Origin of the sequence: Aminobacter niigataensis, assembly GCF_946995915.1 — a bacterium.
Lineage (GTDB): Bacteria > Pseudomonadota > Alphaproteobacteria > Rhizobiales > Rhizobiaceae > Aminobacter > Aminobacter niigataensis.
Genome location: NZ_OX341517.1, coordinates 376,231 through 395,216 on the forward strand (window position 1 = coordinate 376,231; position 18,986 = coordinate 395,216).

Genomic DNA, 18,986 nt, shown 5'->3' on the forward strand with positions numbered 1-18,986 from the left:
GCCGAGCCGCTACGCGTTGTCGCAGGCGTTGCTCGGCAGGATGCCGTCGGTCCAATGCGTCTCTCGACAAATCAACGACTTGGCTGCTTCTCGGCGCCACAAACTGGACAAAATTAGTTTAGAATAATTCTAAACTATTGATCCTGCTACGCTTTTTGCGGCTTTTGCGTTGACTTTTGCAGACGCAACGCTTTTATGAAGCCGTGCTTTACCGCGCCTGTCTTTGATGTCTGGGCCTTTAACCCTTTCGATTGGAGCCTACCGGGTGCCTGCCTTCGTCGAACCGTGCCACGGCACGGCTGTTTGCAGCATGGTCTTGCCGAGCCCGGAGCGGGCTTCAAACCGTGCGCATGTCCGAAGCCCGGCCACCCCTGAGCTTTCATTCGAATCCATGCCGCCGATGCAGCAAGTGGCTGCCGGCACACGATACTCCGGCGCGCGTCAGCGCCATCTGGTTCACTGAGGAGAGACCATGCCTGCATCCATCTCGCGCAACCGGCACTTCGGCAGGCTTGCCGCCATTGCGGCGACGAGCGCGCTGACCGCCGCGATCTTCGTGCTGCCGGCGAAGGCGGAGACCGACGCCAAGGCCGTGCTCGCCACCTATTCCGACATCGCACTGGCCAAATACGAGGACTCGCTGACCACTGCCAAGGCGCTCGACGCCGCGGTCGAGACACTCATCGCCAAGCCGTCGGCGGAAACGCTCACTGCGGCGCGCGAAGCCTGGAAGGCTGCCCGCATTCCCTACCAGCAGACGGAAGTCTATCGTTTCGGCAATTCGATCGTCGACGACTGGGAAGGCCGCGTGAACGCCTGGCCGCTCGACGAAGGCCTGATCGACTATGTCGACAAGGCCTACGGCACCGAATCCGACGAGAACAAGCTCTACACCGCCAACGTGATCGCCAACCCGTCGATCGAGATCAACGGCCAGAAGGTCGATGCCTCGAAGATCACGCCTGAATTCCTGTCCGGCACGCTGCAGGAGGCCGGCGACATCGAGGCCAACGTCGCCAGCGGCTACCACGCCATCGAATTCCTGCTCTGGGGCCAGGACCTCAACGGCACCGGCCCCGGTGCCGGCAACCGCCCCTACACCGACTACGACACGTCCAACTGCACCGGCGGCAATTGCGACCGCCGCGGCCAGTATCTCGCAGCCGCAAGCGACCTCCTGGTCGCCGATCTCGAAGAGATGGTCGGCAACTGGAAGGCCGACGGTGCCGCGCGCAAGGCGCTGCTCGACGGCGAGGCCAATGCCGGCATCTCGACCATCCTGACCGGCATGGGCTCGCTGTCCTACGGCGAACTGGCCGGCGAACGCATGAAGCTCGGCCTGCTGTTGCACGATCCGGAGGAAGAGCACGACTGCTTCTCCGACAACACGCACATCTCGCATCTCTACGACGCGGTCGGCATCCGCAACGCCTATCATGGCAGCTACAAGCGCATCGACGGTTCGACCGTCGAGGGACCGTCGGTCTCCGACATGGTCAAGGCAGCCGACGCCGCCATCGATACCGAGCTGTCCGGCAAGCTGGACGCCACCGTTGCCAAGATGGAAGCGATCCAGGCTCGTGCCGTCGGCGGCGAGGCCTACGACCAGCAGATCGGCGAAGGCAATGCCGAGGGCAACGCCACCGTCCAGGCGGCAATCGACGCTCTTGTCGATCAGACCAAGTCGATCGAGCGCGCCGTGGCGACGCTCAAGCTCGATGCCATCGCCTTCGAGGGCTCGGACAGCCTCGACGCTCCGGACAAGGTCTTCCAGTGAGCGCCTGCCGTACCTAGATAATTCAAGCCACGCGGCGCGCACGATGCGCGCCGCCAGCCATCCCAGAGCAAGTCATGCTGATCTGCCATTGCAACCTGATCACCCAAAGGGAGATCGAAGATACGATCATAGAACTCCTGGACAGGGATCCGTGGTCCCTGATCGTGCCGGCAAAGGTCTATCACACGCTGCAAAAGCGCGGGCGCTGTTGCGGCTGCTTTCCAAATGTGGTCGAAACGATCATTCGGGTAACCGAAGCCTATCACGCTCGTACTGAGGCGAGTGGGGTGGATATCGTTTCTCACATGGATCGTGTGAGAGAGTTGCGGGTCCAATTCGGGAGTAGGATCAATGAAGGGCGAAAAACAGGTCATCGAGCGGCTTAACGAAGCGCTTTTCCTCGAGCTCGGCGCGGTCAACCAGTATTGGGTGCACTACCGCCTTCTCGAAGACTGGGGCTACGGCAAGCTGGCCAAGAAGGAACGCGAGGAATCGATCGAGGAGATGCACCACGCCGACAAGCTGGTCGCGCGCATCATCTTCCTCGAAGGCCACCCCAACCTGCAGTCCTTGGCCCCCTTGCGCATCGGCCAGAACGTCAAGGAAGTGCTCGAGAGCGATCTTGCCGGCGAATATGACGCCCGCACCTCCTACAAGAAATCACGGGACGTCTGCTCCCAGCACGGCGACTACGTATCCATGAAGCTCTTCGAGGAGCTGCTTGCCGACGAGGAAGGCCATATCGACTTCCTGGAGACGCAGTTGCAGCTGCTCAACGAGATCGGCGAAGAGAAGTACGGCCAGCTCAACGCCGAGACAGCTGACAAGGCCGAATAGGACATGCCGGAATGCGGCGCACTTTTCTGATCCCGCGCCGCAAGCTGCCGGGTGCACCTGCCAGCACCAACCCAGCCAACGAGACGCGAAGCGCCAAGGCGCTTCGCACCGTTGCTGCATCGGGCCTGATCCTGATCGCCGCGGCCTTACCTTCGGCCGCGGGCGAACAGGTTTCGCCCGGTCTGGCCACCGAGCGCCACGACCTCAAGCCCAAGGACAAGGCGCGCGTCGATAGGGTCGTCAGGCCGACGACCGACTTTTCCAGGCCCGAGCAGTTCGAGCTGATGCAGGGCGGCGCCGGCACCTCGGAGAAGCGCGTCAACCAGGACGCATTCTCGCATTCTTCCGCCAACATCACCTTCGAGGAAGAAGGCACCTTCAAGCTCGGCAACGGCATGTTCCGCAAGCTCTGGGTGTCGTCGCCATCCTCGACGCAGGCTTCCGACGGCCTCGGCCCGCTGTTCAATGCGCGCGCCTGCCAGAGCTGCCACCTGAAAGATGGCCGCGGCCATCCGCCGGAGGGCAATGTCGACGCCACCTCGATGTTCCTGAGGCTGGCACGCCCGGCCGAGACGGAGGAGGAAAAAGCCGCGCTGGCCGAGCGCAAGGTGCTGAACTTCCCCGACCCGGTCTATGGCGGCCAGTTCCAGGACCTGGCCGTGCCTGGGCTCAGGGGCGAAGGCCGGATGGTCATTTCCTACCAGCAGTTCCCGGTCGAGCTGGCCGGCGGAACCAAGATGGTGCTGCGCTGGCCGAGCTATTCGGTGTCCGACCTCGGCTACGGTCCGATGAACCCCAAGACGACGCTGTCGCCGCGCGTCACGCCGCAGATGATCGGCCTCGGGCTGGTCGAGCAGATCCACCCCGCCGACATCCTTGCCAACGCCGATCCCGACGACAAGGACGGCGACGGCATCTCCGGGAAGCCCTCCATCGTCCGCGACCACAAGACCGGGGAACTGACGCTTGGCCGCTTCGGCTGGAAGGCATCGGCGCCGTCGATCCGCCAGCAATCGGCCGACGCCTTCGCCGGCGACATCGGCATCTCGACGCCCGACGTGCCGCACCACTGGGGCGACTGCACCAAGGCGCAAGGCACCTGCCTGGCCATGCCCAATGGCGTGCAGGACAGGCTGGGTCCTGCAGAGGCACCCGACCCGATCATGGACCTCGTCACCTTCTATTCGCAGAACCTCGCCGTGCCGGCGCGCCGCGACATCGACAAGCCGGAGGTGCTGCGCGGCAAGCAGATGTTCTACGAGGCGGGCTGCGCGTCCTGCCACATGCCGAAATTCGTCACCCGGCGCGACGCGCCAAACAAGGCGCAGGCCTTCCAGCTGATCTGGCCCTATTCCGACTTCCTGCTGCACGACATGGGCGAGGATCTCGCCGACGGCCAGCAGGTCGGCGACGCCACCGGCAGGGAATGGCGCACGCCGCCGCTGTGGGGCATCGGACTGACCCAAACCGTCAACGGCCACACTTTCTTCCTGCATGACGGGCGGGCGCGGAACCTGACCGAAGCCATCCTGTGGCACGCCGGCGAAGGACAGGCCGCCCGCGACCGCTTCGCAGCCTTGCCTGCTTCCGACCGTGACGCCCTGATCAAATTCCTGGAGTCGCTCTGATGGCTAGGATTGTCCTCGCAGCATCCCTCGCGCTTTTCGTCGCCCTGCCTGCGGCCCAGGCTAACGAAGCTTCGGACAAGGTGATCTCAGGCGCCATCGAGGGTTTCATCCGGCCTGCCTATGGCAAGCTGGTCGAGGCGACCGCAACCCTTGGCAAGTCGCTGGCTACGCTCTGTGCGGCGCCGTCGGACGACAATCTGGATGCCGCGCGCGAACAGTTCTCCAAGACCACGGCGACATGGTCGGAAATCGAGATCATCCGCTTCGGCCCGATCACCGAGCAGAACCGGCTCGAACGCATCCTGTTCTGGCCGGACCGCAAGGGCACCGGCCTCAAGCACGTACAGGCGGCGCTGGCCGACAAGGACGAAACGGCGACCGACGCGGCCAGGCTGGCACAGAAGAGCGTCGCCATGCAGGGCCTTGGCGCGCTGGAGTTCGTGCTGTTCGGCACGGGCGCCGACGATCTCACTGGGGCCGAAGGCGCCTATCGCTGCGCCTATGGCAAGGCGATCTCTGGCAACATCGGCTCGATAGCCTCCGAGGTCGATGCCGCGTGGCGCGACGACAAGGGTTTCGCCGCCCAATGGAAGCACCCGGGCGCCGAAAACCCGCTCTACCGCGATGCGACCGAAGCGGTCACCGAATTGCTCGAAGTCTATGTCAACGGGCTCGAACTGGTGCGCGACGTGCGCGTCAACGGCTTCCTCGGCGAGGAGGCAAATGCCGACAAGCCGAAACAGGCGCTCTACTGGCGCTCGCAAGGCACTGCTGCTTCGCTCGGCGGCAACATATCAGGCATGAAGGCGCTGTTCGACGCCTCGAAGTTCGGCAGCCTGCTATCCGACGATTCCCAGTGGGTTGCCCAGTCGATCGAATTCGAGTTCGCCAACGCGCAGAACGCTGTGGCTGCGGTCTCCGGCCCGATCGATGCCGCGCTCGCAGACGCCGAAAAGCGCGGCAAGCTCGGCTATTTCGGCGTGGTGACTTCGAGCCTGTCCGAACTGTTCGGGACGCGCCTTGCCGGCGCGCTCGGCCTCACCGCGGGCTTTTCCTCTCTCGACGGCGACTGAGGGTTCGGCGATGCGCACGCCCCTGTTCGATCGCCGCGACTTCCTCAAGGCCGCAGGTACGTCCTTCCTGATGGCGCTCGCCCCGACGAAACGTGCGCTGGCGCTCGACACCGACGCTATGTTCGCCACTGCTTACCAAGCACGCTCAGGCGAATACGGCGTCGCAGTGCTGTCGGAGGCCGGCAAGATCCTGCACAGCGTGGCCCTGCCCGAGCGCGGTCACGACGTGACCTTCGATCCCAATTCGCGCAAGTCGGTGGTGTTTGCCCGCCAGCCGGGCACGTTCATGCTCGTGTTCGACCACACCGGCCGGGAGGAGCCGCTGACCATCCCGAGCATCGCCGGCCGCCACTATTACGGCCACGGCGTGTTCTCGCCCGACGGCGCACTGCTCTACGTGACGGAGAACGACTTCGACAACGCCGCCGGCATGGTCGGCGTCTATGACACCCGCGACGGCTTCCGCCGCCTCAGCGAGTTCCCGACCCATGGGGTGGGCCCGCACGAACTGATCCTGCTTTCCGATGGCAAAACGCTCGCCATCTGCAACGGCGGCATCGAGACCCACCCGGATTTCGGCCGCGCCAAGCTCAACATCCCGACCATGAAGCCATCCTTCGTGCTGGTCGACCGCGTTTCCGGCGACCTCATCGAAAAGCACGAGCTGCCTGAGAAACTGCACCAGCTGTCGATCCGGCACATGGACATCGACGCCCAGGGCACCGTGTGGTTCGGCTGCCAGCACGAGGGCCCTGCCAGCGAAAAGCCGCTGCTGGTCGGACGCGCCGCGCGCGGCAAAGAGCTTGAGATGCTCGAAATGCCCGAGAGCATCTTGGGCGGCTTCCGCAACTATATCGGCTCGGTCGCGGCCAACCGTGATGCCGAGCTTATTGCCGTCTCCTCGCCACAGGGCAACGCCTGGGCGACGATCGAGGCGAAGACCGGCAAGGTGGTGGCTAAGAACGATCTGGTCGAGGTCTGCGGCCTCGCGCCCGACCGCGACGGCTTCCTCGCCACGACCGGCGCCGGCCTCATCGTCGCGCCCGACGGCGAGACGACCGAGGACCCGCAGCACGTCTGGGATAACCACATGCTGCACATCAATTTGCGAAAAGCGTAAGCTGATGCTTACGCAACAAGCTTAGACAAGCCCGGAGACATCCGAATAGGCGACGGACTTCCGCAGCACGGCCAGGAACTTCTCGCCTGCAATCTCGGGCGTGCCGGAATTGTCGATCAGCACGTGGCCTGGGCCGGAGAGATCGTGCGGGGCGGTGCGGGCGAGCCGCGCCAGAACCTCGCCGCGCGACTCGCGGCCACGCGTGGCAAGACGGGTCGCGAGGATCTCGGGGGCAGCGGTGATCTCGACGACCGCTACATGGGCATAACGCGCGCGCAGGGCCGGGATGACGCCGCGCGAGGTGTTGGCGACGACGACGTGGCCGACCGAGATCGCGTCGTCGACCGACGCCGGTATGCCGTAGCGCAGGCCATGCGCTTCCCACGACAGCGCAAAAGCGCCTGACGCCTCGGCGTCGACAAAGGCCGCATCGGCCAGCGTGTCGTGGTCCTCGGTGGCACCGTCGCTGTTTCGGGTGATGACGCGGCGGGCGAACTCGACGTGGTCGTCATCAGTCAGGCGCTCGCGGACATAGGCAATCAGCGTGTCCTTGCCGGCGCCGCTGGGGCCGACGACGGCGACGAACACCCCGTTGCGTACAGGCGCGCCGACACGGGTCAATTCACGCTCGATCAATGCTGAAACCATCATGCGACGTCATATCCTCCATGCCAGACCCCCGCCCGGCGGCGCCGGGACCCTGGGCAGGCAACGGCGCATTGAACATCTCCGGCGCCGCCCTGTCACGCGCCATGGGTTGGACCACGGGCGGACGGCGGCGCTGCGATGCCATTAGGCGATTTGCATGACGGAATGACGAAACGCAATGCATCGACAGACTTGGTTGCCCTGAAGGGCTCTAGTCGCTCGACGCGGAGCGGGGCGGCTCGGCGTCATCCCCGGATTGGCCTGAAACCACGGCTGGCGCCCGCCGCCGCATTTCGGTTTCGAATTCCTGGGCCGTGATGATGCCCTCATTGACCCAGGCGCGCAGCCAGCTTTCCTCCACCTGTTCCAGTGGAATCGTATTCCTGCTTTTCAATTCCGTTCATTTGCCTCCACCGGCGCGGGCCCGTGCTTCGCACCCGCCGAAGGCAGTGACCCGCCCTTCGCAAGCTCGCTCTAATTTATGAGCACTATGGACATTCGTTGGGTGCTGCAACTAGGCCTATATAATTGAATATATGCCCCAGTAACTTTATAGAATAGTCCAGTAGAAAATTCCGACTCAAATGCCGCCAGTGGGCGAAACCAAATACTCTCGATGGCTGCATGAATATTTGGCGGGTGTGGTCACGCAAATGCACCCGCCAGCCTTGGCCAGCGGGCTCACCAGAAGGCGGCAAAGTCTCGGCTACGCCACCTTGTCGCGGACCTGATAGTCCTTGATCGCGGCGAAGCGGATCATCTTCCAGCGCTCGGCCTCGTAGTTGAGCGAGAACTCGTGCTGGGCGAGGAACACCGGATCGTTGTCGAGATCGCGGGCGATGTCGCCGCGATGGCTTTCGATGAAGCGATGCAGGTCGGCCGCATCGTCGGCATCGATCCAGCGGCAGATCGAAAACCGCGCCATCTCGAAATCGACAGGCAGCGTGTATTCGACAGACAGCCGCTCCTTGAGCACGTCGATCTGCAGCGCGCCGACGACGCCGACGATGGCAGGCGAGCCGTCCTCCGGCTGGAACAGCTGGACTACGCCCTCTTCGGCCATCTGGTGCAGCGCTTCCTTGAGCTTCTTGGCCTTCATCGCGTCGCCCAGGCGCACGCGGCGCAGGATTTCCGGCGCAAAGTTGGGCACGCCGCGGAACAGGATGTCCTCGCCCTCGGTCAGCGTGTCGCCGATGCGCAGCGTGCCGTGGTTGGGGATGCCGACCACGTCGCCGGCATAGGCCTCGTCGGCGGTGATGCGCGAACGGGCGAAGAAGAACTGCGGCGCCGACAGGCTCATCGGCTTGCCGGTGCGCACCAGCTTCGCCTTCATGCCGCGCTTGAGCTCGCCCGAGCAGACGCGGACGAAGGCGATGCGGTCTCGGTGGTTGGGGTCCATGTTGGCCTGGATCTTGAAGACGAAGGACGTCATCTTCTCCTCCGTCGCCTCGACCTTGCGCGTGTCGGCCTCCTGGGCGCGCGGTGCCGGGCCGAATTCGCCGAGCGCCTCGATCAGGTCGCGGACGCCGAAATTGCGCAACGCCGAGCCGAAATAGACCGGCGTCAGGTGGCCTTCGCGGAACGCCTGGAGATCGAAGGGCCGGCAGGCCTCGCGGGCCAGTTCCAGTTCCTCGATGAAGGCGGGGCGATCGTTGTCGGGCAGAAGGCCGGCGGCGCGGTTGGAATCGGGGCCATGGACCTCGGTGCGCTCCTTCTCATCGTCGCCGCGGCGCACCGCGTTCTGGGCGAGGTGGTAGGTGCCGGCAAAGGTCTTGCCCTGCCCGATCGGCCAGGTGATCGGAGCGGTGTCGAGCGCCAGCTTCTCCTCGATCTCGTCGAGGACCTCGAAGGTGTTGCGCGCCTCGCGGTCCATCTTGTTGACGAAGGTGATGATCGGGATGTCGCGCAGGCGGCAGACCTCGAACAGCTTCAGCGTGCGCGGCTCGATACCCTTGGCGGCGTCGATGACCATGACGGCACTGTCGACCGCCGAAAGCGTGCGATAGGTGTCGTCGGCGAAATCCTCATGGCCGGGCGTGTCGAGCAGGTTGAAGACGTTGTCGCCATATTCGAAGGTCATCACCGAGGTGACGACCGAAATGCCGCGCTCGCGCTCGATCTTCATCCAGTCGGAGCGGGTCTGGATCTTGTCCTTCTTGGCCTTGACCTCGCCGGCGAGTTGGATCGCGCCGCCGAACAGCAGCAGCTTTTCGGTCAGCGTCGTCTTGCCGGCGTCAGGGTGCGCGATGATCGCGAAGGTGCGGCGGCGCGCCACCGCCTTTTCGATGTCTTCAGCCATCGGGGATTCCTTGTGATGGCGGGCTTCTAACAGCCGATGCCGCGCCTGTCGAGGAATTGGAACGATGCGTCGATGTCCTCCCCCTCATGGGGGAGGGAGGCGTAGGCGTCGCGCCTAGCGCAGGTCAGCCCCTCAACTCAAACCCACCCTCGGCCACCGTCTCGCCATTGACGATCAGTTCTATCAGATGGTGGCCGGGATAATGCTTGCGCGTGGTGAAGTCGCGCACCGCCTGGCTGATCGAAAGCTCCTTCTGGCCGCCCGGCGCCAGGTTGATTTCCTTGAGCTTGAACACCTTCTTCGAGCTGCCGCCGCTTTTCTTGACGTAGTGGACGGCATAGTCGACCACCAGCTGCTGGACCGTCTCGGCGATCGAGGCGATGCTGGCCTTGAGCGTGATGCGGCCGCCGAGCAGGATGGCAGCCGGCTGGATCGCAAAGGTGTCGACACGCACCATCGGCTTGCCCGTCGTACCGATGGCGCCAAGCGCCCGCGCGTCACCCTTCTTGATCATCGTGCGCAGCGCATGCTTGACGATCCAGGCAGTGTTCCTGTCGTCCATGTCCCAGCCTGAGACGCGGTCGATGACCTTGTCGGGGTGATCCTTGGAAATGTCGTTGAGATGGTTGGCCACCGACTTGCGCACATAGAGGCTCGGGTCGCTCCTGAGCGCCTCGAGGATCGGCGCCGTCGGCGACGGATCCTTGATCAGTTGCTTGAGCTGGAACGACCACGGCAGCCGCGGGCGCGAACCCTCGCTGGCCAGGCGTCGCACATGCTCGTTGTCGTCGAGCGCCCAGCCATGCATCACCTCAAGCGTCCGGTCGAAATCCTTGGCCAGGAAATGACGGATGGCGAACTCGGCCGAACCGAAGCGGGTGAACGAGCTCAGCGCCTGCATCGAAAGATCGAAGTGGCCCTTGCCGTACAGCGCGACATATTCGGAAAGCACGATCGAGGCGAAGCCATGCTGGATGCGCGGCGCCAGTTCGTGCAGCACTTCGATCGCGTGCTCGAACCCGCCGGGCAGGCTGCCATGCAAGCTCGTTGCCGTCTGGCGCAGACGCTGCATGATACCGAGTTCATCGAGGTTCTCGGTCGCCAGGGAAAGGAATTTTTCCGTATCGAAAGCAGGCGAGATGGAGGCCGTTTCGTCAGCGATATGGCGAAGCCGGTCCCGATCGAAAATCTCCTTGAGCGCCGGGGCGGCTTGCGTCTGGTCTTCCATCATCGGTTTCGTCCCTGTTCAGCGCCCCCGCGCCGGCCCTTGTGCGTCCGTCCGGACGCTCGGGCTCTGCGCAAATACGAACCGAACCGTGAAAGTGCAAACAATCTCCTGCCAAGAGTCTGTCAGGAGATTTTGAAACACCACTGCGTCGAGACCGCATGTTGCCGTTGACGGTTGTGCCCGACAGGCGGAAAATATTCTTGGATGGTCGATGAACAGGACGCCGCTTCCTCGACAATCAGGGAGGTCGCCATGACCATTCACCAGGAAGTGCATCTCAAGGGCACGCCAAAGGACATCTACGACCTTCTTCTCAATTCCGCCCGGTTCCAGGCGATGACGGGCGGGCGATCGGCCCATATCTCGACGCATGAGGGCGGCGAGGTGTCGATCTTCGGTGGCGACATCGAGGCCCGCAACATCGAGCTCGTGCCCAACCGCCGCATCGTCCAGACATGGCGTTCGCGCGCGTGGCCCGAAGGCATCTTTTCGATCGTGCGCTTTGAGCTGCAGGCCGACGGGACGGGAACCAGGCTTGTGTTCGACCAGAGCGGCTACCCCAGGTCGACGCACGCAATGCTCGATGAAGGCTGGCAAAAGATGTACTGGGAGCCGATGAACAAGGCACTGACGCATCATTGAGTGACCCAGAGTGGCGGCGACCGATGGTGCAAGGGCCATCACGCATCCGCAGCCTGGCGCGCAAGGTCGATATACTCCGCCACATGCCGGTCCTGAATATCCGAAACGGCAAAGAGCTTGATGTGGCGCCGCAGCTTGCCTTGCCCCTGGAGCAGACGGTGCCTATCCGGCAAGGACGCACCTGCGCTGAACTCCAGCGTGAACGTGACAGGCATATGGGAAGACACCGCAAAACGCCGCCCGCGACGAAAACAGGATGCCGCCGTACTTGATCTCCTCGGCGATGGACGGAGCGGACTGCCGCACGATCTCGCGCAGCCGCGACACGATCGCGAAGTGGTCTGCGTGACGGTCGCGCAGATCGTCGAGAAACGCCTGGATGCGACTACCGGTCATGGGCAACTCGTGGCGCGTAAAATTGCCTGAACTCGGCAGATGGCTCCCGATTGGAGTAGATGTAGAGCGCGATGCCATTGGGGTCCTCGATCGCGAAGCCACGATCACCCCAAGAATGGTCCTCGATTGGCATGACAGGCACGAGCCCGGCCTCCGTCATCAGCCGATGCTCGTCATCGACGTCTTCAACGCAGAAATTGTAGGTCAGCCCCGCCGTATTGCATAAGGGCTGGTCCCCCTGCGGCTCCATGAACTGCAGTGAAAGGCCTTGCCCAAATTCAAGGCTGACAAACCATCCGCAATCGAAAGCGGGGCGCGCGCCGAAATGCCTGATGTAGAATTCGCGCGTCTCGGCGACGCGTTTCGTCGTGATGCAAGGAGATGCAGTTGTTGGACGCATCCGTCGGCCTCTTCTAAGGTGTCGATTGGTTGTGCGGGAGGGTCAGTCCGGCATGGCCGAGGCAATCTCGACGAGGCAACCATTGAGATCGCGGACATAACCAACAATCTGCCCCCACGGCTTGTTTTCCGGTGGCTTGACCGGCGTGGCGCCGGCGGCAACCGCGTTGAGATAGGCTTCCTGGGGATCGTGAAAGATCAGCGCCAGTTCGAACCCCGCCGCCACGTCGTTCTTGCGATTGGCGCGAATGGCCAGGCCATTCATCTCCGCCATAGCCTCGCCGGCGAAGGAGAGGGTTGTCTGGCCTGTGTCCATTTCGGCGTAGAGATTGCTCTCATGGATGAACTTGCGCGGCAGGCCAAAGGCAGCTTCGTAAAACGAGACGGTCGCCTCGACATCGGCAACATAAAGGATCGTGTAGCCAAGGCGTGCAGCCATCGAACATCTCCAGACAAGGGCCCGTGAACAGGGACCAGGGCAACGAGCCGGCCCCGCCTAGTGGCCAATCATACACCGTGCTCCAATGCGATCTTGAACAAATCGGACATCAGTCGCCCAAACTGACGAGGGTGACATCGGGAAGTCGCGCCGGCGAGAAACCTCCCATGCGACGGAACACGCGGCTCATATGCGCCTGATCCGAAAAACCCGCCTCCAGCGCGGCGCTTGCCGGGCTCAGACGGTGATCCCGCAGCAGCCGCAAGGCGCGGTGGAACCGCAGGATTGCGGCAAAGGTCTTCGGCGCAAGCCCCGTTGCCTTGAAGACGACGCGCTGCACTGTCCGTTCCGAGATGGCATGCATATCGGCGACGTCACTTATGCGCAGGCGGCCTCCGGAGGCGTGAATGGCGCTAATCACGCCGCGGCTCAGCGGCGCCGGCTTCAAGCGACTGTCGGCGGCGCGACGCCGGAGAAAACCTGTGAGGCGCTCAACGAGCTCGTTCTGGTCGCGAGCAGGCAGGCAGAGCGATTTCAGATCGGGGCATGCCGCAAGTGCGTCGGGGCCAATCAGATTGGCGTTCGTCAGTTCCGCCGGCTCGAAGCCGAGAACGGTCTCGAAACAGCCCGGTCGAAGGCGGATGCCGACAAAGCCCATACCGGGTTCGATCGGCACATCGTAAAAACGCGTTGTCGGACCGGTGACGACTACGGCCATCTCAACGATCGGCCTTTGCTTGGCATCGAATCTGAGAATGATGTCGCAACGACCATCCGGCAAGACACGGTAGCTTCCGGCGCGATCGCCGACGGAGGTCCACACTGCCTCGACCTCTTCGCCGAGGTCGGCAAGCCGGCTCAGTTCGGTGTAGCGGGCCGACAGGGTCATTTCTCGGGCCGCTCGATCCAGTTGGTCAAGAACACTTGGGTGATGGCCGCCTCAGCCGGCCAATGCATCGCTGGCAGCTAGCAGATTTCAGCCGGCCATTGCCAGTTGCGCCACGGCCGGTTCGAAGGGGCTGATCGTCATGCCCTGCCGCGTCATGGTGACGAAGCTCGATGGCGGCACGGCCTGCCAGCTCTCGCCTTCGCGATCGAAGGGCTCCGAGACGATGCAGCGTCCGGTGGCGCCCTCGCGCGTGTAGAGCGTCGGCGCCTGCGCGTCGGTGGCGTAGCGGACGGCAAAAAGGTTCTCGCCGTCGCTGAAGGCCGCCGTCAGCTTGAACGACGCGGCCATGCCCACAGCCTCCGATGCCTCGATCACGCGCCGCGCAGCCCGCGCCACCGCAGCCTGCGGGTCGGCATCCAGCCCCTCCTCCAGCATCAGCAGGAAGAACAGCTCGGAATCGGTCGTGCCCTGGCGCTGGTCGTAGAGCGTGTCGCAAACGGCGGCCTCGAGCCGGCGGCGGATGCGCTCGAAGCCCGAGATCTGGCCGTTGTGCATGAAGCTCCAGCGGCCCGAGACGAAGGGGTGGCAATTGGCCCGGCTGGTGCCGCCACCTGTCGCTGCGCGCACATGCGCCAAAAACAGGCTCGACTTGATCTGCCGGCACAGGCTCTTGAGATTGGGATCAGACCATGCCGGCAGGATGTCGCGGTAAAGTCCGGGTTCGGGCCGGTCGCCATACCAGGCGAGCCCGAAACCGTCGCCATTGGTCGCCGACTTCGCTTCCTGGGCGCAATGGCTCTGCGCGATCAGCGAATGGCAGGGCGCGGAAACGATGTCTTCGAGAAAGACCTCTTCACCGAGATAGGCGGCCCACCGGCACATGGCTCTTCGACCTCAAATTCAGCCCGCAATAAGGACGCAGGACCGCGCCCAGACTCGGCCAACATGGATAACAAATCGTAAATGCGCGGACGCGCACCCAGCCGAGCTTCTCCATCCGTTTGTGTCGCGGCTGTGGCAAAGGGTTCACATCGGACCGTCATGCAAAAACCACACAGCCCCGTCCTTGCAAGCAAGCCATGCGGAGATCGGGATTGACGTTCCCCAAGCACCGTCCCATAGGATCGCCGCCATGAAATCCGCCGCCGAAAACTCTTCCGCCCCCGTCATCGGGATCGTCCGCTTGCCGCACGCCGGCGACCTGGCCCTGCCGGCCTACGAAACCGGCGGTTCCGCCGGCATGGACCTGCGCGCCGCAGTGCCGGAGGACCGGCCGCTGCTGATCCTGCCGGGCAAGCGCGCGCTGGTGCCGACCGGCCTGATCTTCGAGATCCCCGAAGGCTTCGAGGGCCAGGTGCGTCCGCGCTCCGGCCTCGCCTTCAAGCACGGCATCACCTGCCTCAACACGCCCGGCACCATCGACAGCGACTATCGCGGCGAGGTCAAGGTGCTGCTGATCAACCATGGCGACGAGGACTTCTATGTCGAGCGCGGCATGCGCATCGCCCAGATGGTGATCGCTTCGGTAACCCGCGTTGCGATCGAGGAACGCGACCTCGCCAACGACACGTCGCGCGGTGCCGGCGGCTTCGGCTCGACCGGCACGGCATGAGCAAACCCAAGCTCGTCATCTTCGACTGCGACGGAGTGCTCGTCGACACCGAGCCGCTGGCCAACCGGCGGCTGTCGTCGTGGCTGACCGAAGCCGGCTATCCCGTGACCTACGAGGACTGCCGCCGCCAGTTCGTCGGCCGTAGCCTGGTGTCGGTGCAGAAAGAGGTCGAGGCGACCGGCGCCATCCTCGGACCCGATTTCGTCGAGCGCTGGTATCGCGAGCTGCCTGAGCTGTTCGAGACGGGCGTGCAGGCGATCCCGCACATCGAGACCTTCGTCTCCGCCGTCCAGACCGCCGGCATCGCCTATTGCGTGGCGTCTTCGGCGCGTGTCGCCAAGATGCACATGACGCTCGGCCAGACCGGGCTGCTGCCTTATTTCCGCGACGTGCTGTTCTCGGCCACCATGGTCGAGCGCGGCAAGCCGTTTCCCGATCTGTTCCTGCACGCCGCCGGCGCGATGGGCTTTCAGCCTTCCGACTGCATCGTCATCGAGGACAGCGTCGCCGGCGCCCAAGCGGGGCGTGCTGCCGGCATGCGAGTGTTCGCCTACCACGCCGACCCGCACTCGGACCGCGAGGGCTTGGCGGCCACGGGTGCGGTGCTGTTCGACGACATGCGCAAGCTGGCGGGACTGATCCCGCTCGCCTGAAACAGGATTTGTGAGGCTCCGCGCTCCGGGCTAGTATTGCGCCATTGGTTGAGCTTGAGGGCGAGGCAATGGACAAGGGCGCGGTCTTCCGGAAACTTCACGAGGCGCCGGGCGCCTTCATCATCCCCAACCCCTGGGATATCGGCACCGCCAAGCTGCTCGCTTCCTTCGGCTTCGAGGCGCTGGCGACGACGAGCGCCGGCTTCGCCTTCTCGCGCGGCCTGCCCGACGGCGGCGTCGGCTTCGAGGCGATGATCCACCACTGCCGCGACATGGCCCACGCCACCGGCCTGCCGGTGTCGGCCGACCTCGAAAAGGGCAAGGGCGACAGCCCCGAAAGTGCCGGCGAGACGATCTTCGCGGCGGAGGCCGCAGGCCTTGCCGGCTGTTCGCTCGAGGACCACACCGGCGAGGCCGACAAGCCGATCTACGAGTTCTCGCATGCGGTGGAGCGCGTCACCGCGGCGGCCGAGGCGGCGCGGGCGCTGAAGCACGATTTCGTGCTGACGGCGCGGTCGGAGAACTTTCTCTGGGACCGGCCCGACCTCGACGACACCATCAAGCGGCTGCAGGCTTTCGAGAAGGCCGGGGCCGACGTGCTCTATGCGCCTGGCATTACCGACATCGAGATGATCCGGACGCTGTGCAGCGCGGTCACCAAGCCGGTCAACGTGCTGGCCGTGCCGGGCTTTTCGGTCGCGGTGCTGGCCGAGGCGGGGGCGAAGCGGATCTCGCTCGGCTCCAAGCTCACGAGCTACGCCTTCGGCATGATGGAGCGGGCGTCGCGCGAGATGCTCGGCCAGGGCACGTTCGAATTCGCCCGCGACGGCATCGCCTACGGCAAGCTGCAGGCGATGTTCGGCCGCGACGGCTGAAGATTTGTCTTGAGCATGATCCCTGTCCGAAAACCGGTCCCCACTTTTCGGGATCATGCTCTGGCGCTCGCAAACCTGTTCTCCGCCGCCGACACGGCCTTGTGAAGGTGCACCATCATCGCCGCGGCAAAGAGCGGGGTCAGAAGGTTGAGGATCGGCACGGCGAGGAAGGCGGCGATGACGATGCCGGCCAAGAACACCGTGCCGGCATTGCGGCGGCGCAGGTCCTTGGCCTCCTGCTCGGGGCGAAAACGCATGGCGGCGAATTCGAAGAACTCGCGGCCGAGCAGGTAGCCGTTGACCAGGAAGAAGGCGCCGATGTTGACGATGGGGATGAACATCAAAAACAGCGCCAGCAGATTGCCCAGGATGACGATGCCGAAAAACTTGATCGCCAGAACCAGCGAGCGCAAAGCGGGCACGGGCTGTCCGGGGCGATCGCCGGTATAGCTGGTCTTTTCGACGACCTCGGCGACGTCGTCCAAAAACAGGCCGGCAATGATGGCCGTGACCGGCGCGATCAGCAGCGCCAGCCCGAAAGCGAGGCCTATGCCGGCAACGATGGCGGCGATCAGGCCGAGCCAGCCGGTCCAGGCCGGCAGGCCGGGCAGCAATGCCTCGATCCAGGGCCAGGCGAGCCAGTCGAAGACCTCGCGGATGCCGAACCAGAGCGCTGCCAGCGCCAGGATGGTCAGCCCCAGCGTCTTCAGGAACACCGAGCGGAACTCGGCGGTAAAGAGCTGGCTTGCAGCAGTGCGGGCGGCTTCGAGGATCATGTTGGCGGGGTCGCTCCCTGTTTCCGGCCTGAGATAAGGTGCCGCATGGCCGGCCTCAAGCGCAGGCCAGCCAAATTGCCGGGTAGGCAAATGGGCCGCGAGCCGCTAAACGCAATCCGTTTTGCCGACCCGTCGGCGCGAGCAACGGCGAGAGCGCCGCGGAGACCCTGATGAGCCAATATGACGTGCTGTGCATCGGCAACGCCATCGTCGACATCATCGCGCAATGCGACGAGGCCTTTCTCACCGACAACGGCATCATCAAGGGCGCGATGAACCTGATCGACGCCGAGCGCGCCGAGTTGCTCTATTCGCGCATGGGCCCGGCGATCGAGGCCTCGGGCGGCTCGGCCGGCAACACGGCGGCGGGCATCGCCAGCTTCGGCGGCCGCTCGGCCTATTTCGGCAAGGTCTCCCGCGACCATCTCGGCGACATCTTCACCCACGACATCCACGCCCAGGGCGTCGCCTTCGACACCAAACCGCTCGCCGGCACCCCGCCGACGGCGCGCTCGATGATCTTCGTCACCCCCGACGGCGAGCGCTCGATGAACACCTATCTCGGCGCCTGCGTCGAGCTCGGGCCCGACGATGTCGAGGCCGACAAGGCGAAGGGTGCTGCGGTCACCTATTTCGAGGGCTATCTGTGGGACCCGCCGCTGGCCAAGGAAGCCATTCGGCTTACGGCCTCGCACGCGCACGCCGCCGGCCGCGAAGTGTCGATGACGCTGTCGGATTCGTTCTGCGTCGACCGCTACCGCGCCGAGTTCCTCGACCTGATGCGCTCGGGCACCGTCGACATCGTCTTTGCCAACAGCCACGAGATCAAGTCGCTGTACGAGACCTCGTCCTTCGACGAGGCGCTGGCGCAGATCCGCAAGGACTGCAAGATCGCCGCCGTCACCCGCTCGGAGAAGGGTTCCGTCATCGTGCGCGGCGACGAGACCGTGGTGATCCAGGCGACCCAAATCCGCGAGCTGGTCGACACCACCGGCGCCGGCGACCTCTACGCCGCCGGTTTCCTGTTCGGCTACACGCAAGGGCGTTCGCTCAAGGATTGCGGCGACCTCGGCTCGCTGGCCGCCGGCCTGGTGATCCAGCAGATCGGCCCGCGGCCCCGGCAGAATTTGAAGCGCGAAGCCGAGCAGGCGGGACTGCTGTAGGTTTTCCGCAGCGGCGGTGATTTCGCCCGTCGCGCCCTACGTTGCCCCCCTCTGGCCTGCCGGCCATCTCCCCCACAGGTGGGGAGATTGGCAGCGTCGGCCGTCTCGCTCAGCTTGAGAGGTAGAAGGTTGGCGAAGGTCGCAATAACGGCTGATCTCCCCACCTGTGGGGGAGATGGCCGGCAGGCCAGAGGGGGGCGCGAAGGAATGCTATTTTCCAACATTTCGCACTCCTCCCTCGCCACGCTCGCTTTCGCGCCTGGCCATTGCTTGTGAAAAATCCGGGAAGCGGGGCGCGGGGCCGTGCCTGCCGAATGTTAGTTAGTGGCGCGAACCCGCGCCCCGCCGGCGATTTCTGTCTCCGCCCGTTCCGCTTCTCGAAGCACGGGCATTTTCGCCCTGCCCCACTAGCGCATCGTCCAGCGCACCCGGGCCGTAGTACCCGGAGGGGAACCCTCGGACGGAACCTCCCCGGGCAACAGGCTACGTCAGCCCAATGCCGGAGGCGCCGACTCCTCCCCGCATGTCACCG

Annotated in this window: 20 protein-coding genes; 11 read left to right on the forward strand and 9 right to left on the reverse strand. The window is 64.3% G+C overall.

The window, feature by feature from the left end; translation table 11 throughout:
- The first annotated feature begins 472 nt into the window (after positions 1-472).
- The 6 genes from O1Y97_RS01840 (at position 473) to O1Y97_RS01865 (ending at position 6,435) form a co-directional block, all read left to right on the forward strand.
- Positions 473-1,777: an imelysin family protein gene (locus O1Y97_RS01840; RefSeq protein WP_318762882.1), complete on the forward strand. Its 1,305-nt coding sequence runs from the start codon at positions 473-475 to the stop codon at positions 1,775-1,777.
- A gap of 74 nt (positions 1,778-1,851) precedes the next feature.
- Entirely contained in the window at positions 1,852-2,163 is a 312-nt protein-coding gene (locus O1Y97_RS01845; RefSeq protein WP_108605798.1) for a (2Fe-2S)-binding protein, read from the forward strand.
- The gene (gene bfr, locus O1Y97_RS01850; protein ID WP_055972116.1) at positions 2,129-2,614 is read left to right on the forward strand and encodes a bacterioferritin; all 486 of its coding nucleotides are present in this window, start codon (positions 2,129-2,131) and stop codon (positions 2,612-2,614) included. The genes O1Y97_RS01845 and bfr overlap by 35 nt, the downstream gene beginning before the upstream one ends.
- 11 nt (positions 2,615-2,625) lie before the next feature.
- Positions 2,626-4,242, forward strand: coding sequence for a di-heme oxidoreductase family protein (locus tag O1Y97_RS01855; RefSeq protein ID WP_318762883.1), 1,617 nt, complete (start codon positions 2,626-2,628; stop codon positions 4,240-4,242).
- Positions 4,242-5,315: an imelysin family protein gene (locus O1Y97_RS01860; RefSeq protein ID WP_318762884.1), complete on the forward strand. Its 1,074-nt coding sequence runs from the start codon at positions 4,242-4,244 to the stop codon at positions 5,313-5,315. The genes O1Y97_RS01855 and O1Y97_RS01860 overlap by 1 nt, the downstream gene beginning before the upstream one ends.
- 10 nt (positions 5,316-5,325) lie before the next feature.
- Entirely contained in the window at positions 5,326-6,435 is a 1,110-nt protein-coding gene (locus O1Y97_RS01865; protein WP_318762885.1) for a DUF1513 domain-containing protein, read from the forward strand.
- 21 nt (positions 6,436-6,456) lie between these two features.
- On the opposite strand, the gene phnN is transcribed toward O1Y97_RS01865, so the two are convergent.
- The 3 genes from phnN to O1Y97_RS01880 form a co-directional block, all read right to left on the reverse strand.
- Positions 6,457-7,086, reverse strand: a complete 630-nt coding sequence (phnN, locus tag O1Y97_RS01870) for a phosphonate metabolism protein/1,5-bisphosphokinase (PRPP-forming) PhnN (protein WP_318762886.1) — start codon at positions 7,084-7,086, stop codon at positions 6,457-6,459.
- A 703-nt stretch (positions 7,087-7,789) separates the two neighbouring features.
- Positions 7,790-9,382: a peptide chain release factor 3 gene (locus O1Y97_RS01875; RefSeq protein ID WP_108605803.1), complete on the reverse strand. Its 1,593-nt coding sequence runs from the start codon at positions 9,380-9,382 to the stop codon at positions 7,790-7,792.
- A gap of 124 nt (positions 9,383-9,506) precedes the next feature.
- Entirely contained in the window at positions 9,507-10,613 is a 1,107-nt protein-coding gene (locus O1Y97_RS01880; RefSeq protein WP_318762887.1) for a DNA alkylation repair protein, read from the reverse strand.
- 249 nt (positions 10,614-10,862) lie between these two features.
- Between O1Y97_RS01880 and O1Y97_RS01885 the strand changes: the two genes are divergently transcribed.
- Entirely contained in the window at positions 10,863-11,252 is a 390-nt protein-coding gene (locus O1Y97_RS01885) for an SRPBCC domain-containing protein (protein ID WP_318762888.1), read from the forward strand.
- Positions 11,253-11,414: 162 nt separating this feature from the next.
- Here O1Y97_RS01885 and O1Y97_RS01890 read toward each other — a convergent pair whose 3' ends face one another.
- The 5 genes from O1Y97_RS01890 to O1Y97_RS01910 all read right to left on the reverse strand — a co-directional run bounded on the left by O1Y97_RS01890 (position 11,415) and on the right by O1Y97_RS01910 (position 14,257).
- Positions 11,415-11,648: a hypothetical protein gene (locus O1Y97_RS01890; protein WP_318762889.1), complete on the reverse strand. Its 234-nt coding sequence runs from the start codon at positions 11,646-11,648 to the stop codon at positions 11,415-11,417.
- Positions 11,638-12,048 (reverse strand): VOC family protein, encoded by a 411-nt coding sequence (locus tag O1Y97_RS01895; RefSeq protein ID WP_318762890.1) that lies wholly within the window; start codon positions 12,046-12,048, stop codon positions 11,638-11,640. The genes O1Y97_RS01890 and O1Y97_RS01895 overlap by 11 nt, the downstream gene beginning before the upstream one ends.
- A 42-nt stretch (positions 12,049-12,090) precedes the next feature.
- Entirely contained in the window at positions 12,091-12,486 is a 396-nt protein-coding gene (locus O1Y97_RS01900) for a VOC family protein (RefSeq protein WP_108605807.1), read from the reverse strand.
- A gap of 109 nt (positions 12,487-12,595) precedes the next feature.
- Positions 12,596-13,375 carry a helix-turn-helix domain-containing protein gene (locus O1Y97_RS01905; RefSeq protein WP_318762891.1) on the reverse strand — a complete coding sequence of 260 codons (780 nt, stop codon included), beginning with the start codon at positions 13,373-13,375 and terminating at the stop codon, positions 12,596-12,598.
- 87 nt (positions 13,376-13,462) lie between these two features.
- Entirely contained in the window at positions 13,463-14,257 is a 795-nt protein-coding gene (locus tag O1Y97_RS01910; RefSeq protein ID WP_318762892.1) for a class II glutamine amidotransferase, read from the reverse strand.
- Positions 14,258-14,507: 250 nt separating this feature from the next.
- On the opposite strand from O1Y97_RS01910, the gene dut reads away from it, so the two are divergent.
- The 3 genes from dut to O1Y97_RS01925 all read left to right on the forward strand — a co-directional run bounded on the left by dut (position 14,508) and on the right by O1Y97_RS01925 (position 16,515).
- Entirely contained in the window at positions 14,508-14,987 is a 480-nt protein-coding gene (gene dut / locus O1Y97_RS01915; RefSeq protein ID WP_318762893.1) for a dUTP diphosphatase, read from the forward strand.
- The gene (locus tag O1Y97_RS01920; RefSeq protein ID WP_318762894.1) at positions 14,984-15,640 is read left to right on the forward strand and encodes an HAD family hydrolase; all 657 of its coding nucleotides are present in this window, start codon (positions 14,984-14,986) and stop codon (positions 15,638-15,640) included. The genes dut and O1Y97_RS01920 overlap by 4 nt, the downstream gene beginning before the upstream one ends.
- A 68-nt stretch (positions 15,641-15,708) precedes the next feature.
- On the forward strand, positions 15,709-16,515 hold the full coding sequence (locus tag O1Y97_RS01925; RefSeq protein WP_108605812.1) for an isocitrate lyase/PEP mutase family protein: 807 nt from the start codon (positions 15,709-15,711) through the stop codon (positions 16,513-16,515).
- 53 nt (positions 16,516-16,568) lie between these two features.
- Here the strand turns inward: O1Y97_RS01925 and O1Y97_RS01930 are convergent, their stop codons facing one another.
- The gene (locus O1Y97_RS01930; protein ID WP_318762895.1) at positions 16,569-17,291 is read right to left on the reverse strand and encodes a sulfate transporter family protein; all 723 of its coding nucleotides are present in this window, start codon (positions 17,289-17,291) and stop codon (positions 16,569-16,571) included.
- 170 nt (positions 17,292-17,461) lie between these two features.
- Between O1Y97_RS01930 and O1Y97_RS01935 the strand changes: the two genes are divergently transcribed.
- Entirely contained in the window at positions 17,462-18,454 is a 993-nt protein-coding gene (locus O1Y97_RS01935; protein ID WP_318762896.1) for an adenosine kinase, read from the forward strand.
- Positions 18,455-18,986 lie beyond the last annotated feature (532 nt).

Excerpts from the sequence above, each read along its gene's own strand:
- O1Y97_RS01855 (WP_318762883.1), top strand. The coding sequence starts at position 2,626 with ATGCGGCGCACTTTTCTGATCCCGCGCCGCAAGCTGCCGGGTGCACCT.
- O1Y97_RS01845 (WP_108605798.1), top strand. The coding sequence starts at position 1,852 with ATGCTGATCTGCCATTGCAACCTGATCACCCAAAGGGAGATCGAAGAT.
- dut (WP_318762893.1), top strand. The coding sequence starts at position 14,508 with ATGAAATCCGCCGCCGAAAACTCTTCCGCCCCCGTCATCGGGATCGTC.
- O1Y97_RS01885 (WP_318762888.1), top strand. The coding sequence starts at position 10,863 with ATGACCATTCACCAGGAAGTGCATCTCAAGGGCACGCCAAAGGACATC.
- O1Y97_RS01860 (WP_318762884.1), top strand. The coding sequence starts at position 4,242 with ATGGCTAGGATTGTCCTCGCAGCATCCCTCGCGCTTTTCGTCGCCCTG.
- O1Y97_RS01880 (WP_318762887.1), bottom strand. The coding sequence starts at position 10,613 with ATGATGGAAGACCAGACGCAAGCCGCCCCGGCGCTCAAGGAGATTTTC.
- O1Y97_RS01900 (WP_108605807.1), bottom strand. The coding sequence starts at position 12,486 with ATGGCTGCACGCCTTGGCTACACGATCCTTTATGTTGCCGATGTCGAG.
- O1Y97_RS01910 (WP_318762892.1), bottom strand. The coding sequence starts at position 14,257 with ATGTGCCGGTGGGCCGCCTATCTCGGTGAAGAGGTCTTTCTCGAAGAC.
- phnN (WP_318762886.1), bottom strand. The coding sequence starts at position 7,086 with ATGATGGTTTCAGCATTGATCGAGCGTGAATTGACCCGTGTCGGCGCG.
- O1Y97_RS01875 (WP_108605803.1), bottom strand. The coding sequence starts at position 9,382 with ATGGCTGAAGACATCGAAAAGGCGGTGGCGCGCCGCCGCACCTTCGCG.
- O1Y97_RS01925 (WP_108605812.1), top strand. The coding sequence starts at position 15,709 with ATGGACAAGGGCGCGGTCTTCCGGAAACTTCACGAGGCGCCGGGCGCC.
- O1Y97_RS01920 (WP_318762894.1), top strand. The coding sequence starts at position 14,984 with ATGAGCAAACCCAAGCTCGTCATCTTCGACTGCGACGGAGTGCTCGTC.
- O1Y97_RS01890 (WP_318762889.1), bottom strand. The coding sequence starts at position 11,648 with ATGACCGGTAGTCGCATCCAGGCGTTTCTCGACGATCTGCGCGACCGT.
- O1Y97_RS01930 (WP_318762895.1), bottom strand. The coding sequence starts at position 17,291 with ATGATCCTCGAAGCCGCCCGCACTGCTGCAAGCCAGCTCTTTACCGCC.
- O1Y97_RS01865 (WP_318762885.1), top strand. The coding sequence starts at position 5,326 with ATGCGCACGCCCCTGTTCGATCGCCGCGACTTCCTCAAGGCCGCAGGT.
- bfr (WP_055972116.1), top strand. The coding sequence starts at position 2,129 with ATGAAGGGCGAAAAACAGGTCATCGAGCGGCTTAACGAAGCGCTTTTC.
- O1Y97_RS01895 (WP_318762890.1), bottom strand. The coding sequence starts at position 12,048 with ATGCGTCCAACAACTGCATCTCCTTGCATCACGACGAAACGCGTCGCC.
- O1Y97_RS01905 (WP_318762891.1), bottom strand. The coding sequence starts at position 13,375 with ATGACCCTGTCGGCCCGCTACACCGAACTGAGCCGGCTTGCCGACCTC.
- O1Y97_RS01935 (WP_318762896.1), top strand. The coding sequence starts at position 17,462 with ATGAGCCAATATGACGTGCTGTGCATCGGCAACGCCATCGTCGACATC.
- O1Y97_RS01840 (WP_318762882.1), top strand. The coding sequence starts at position 473 with ATGCCTGCATCCATCTCGCGCAACCGGCACTTCGGCAGGCTTGCCGCC.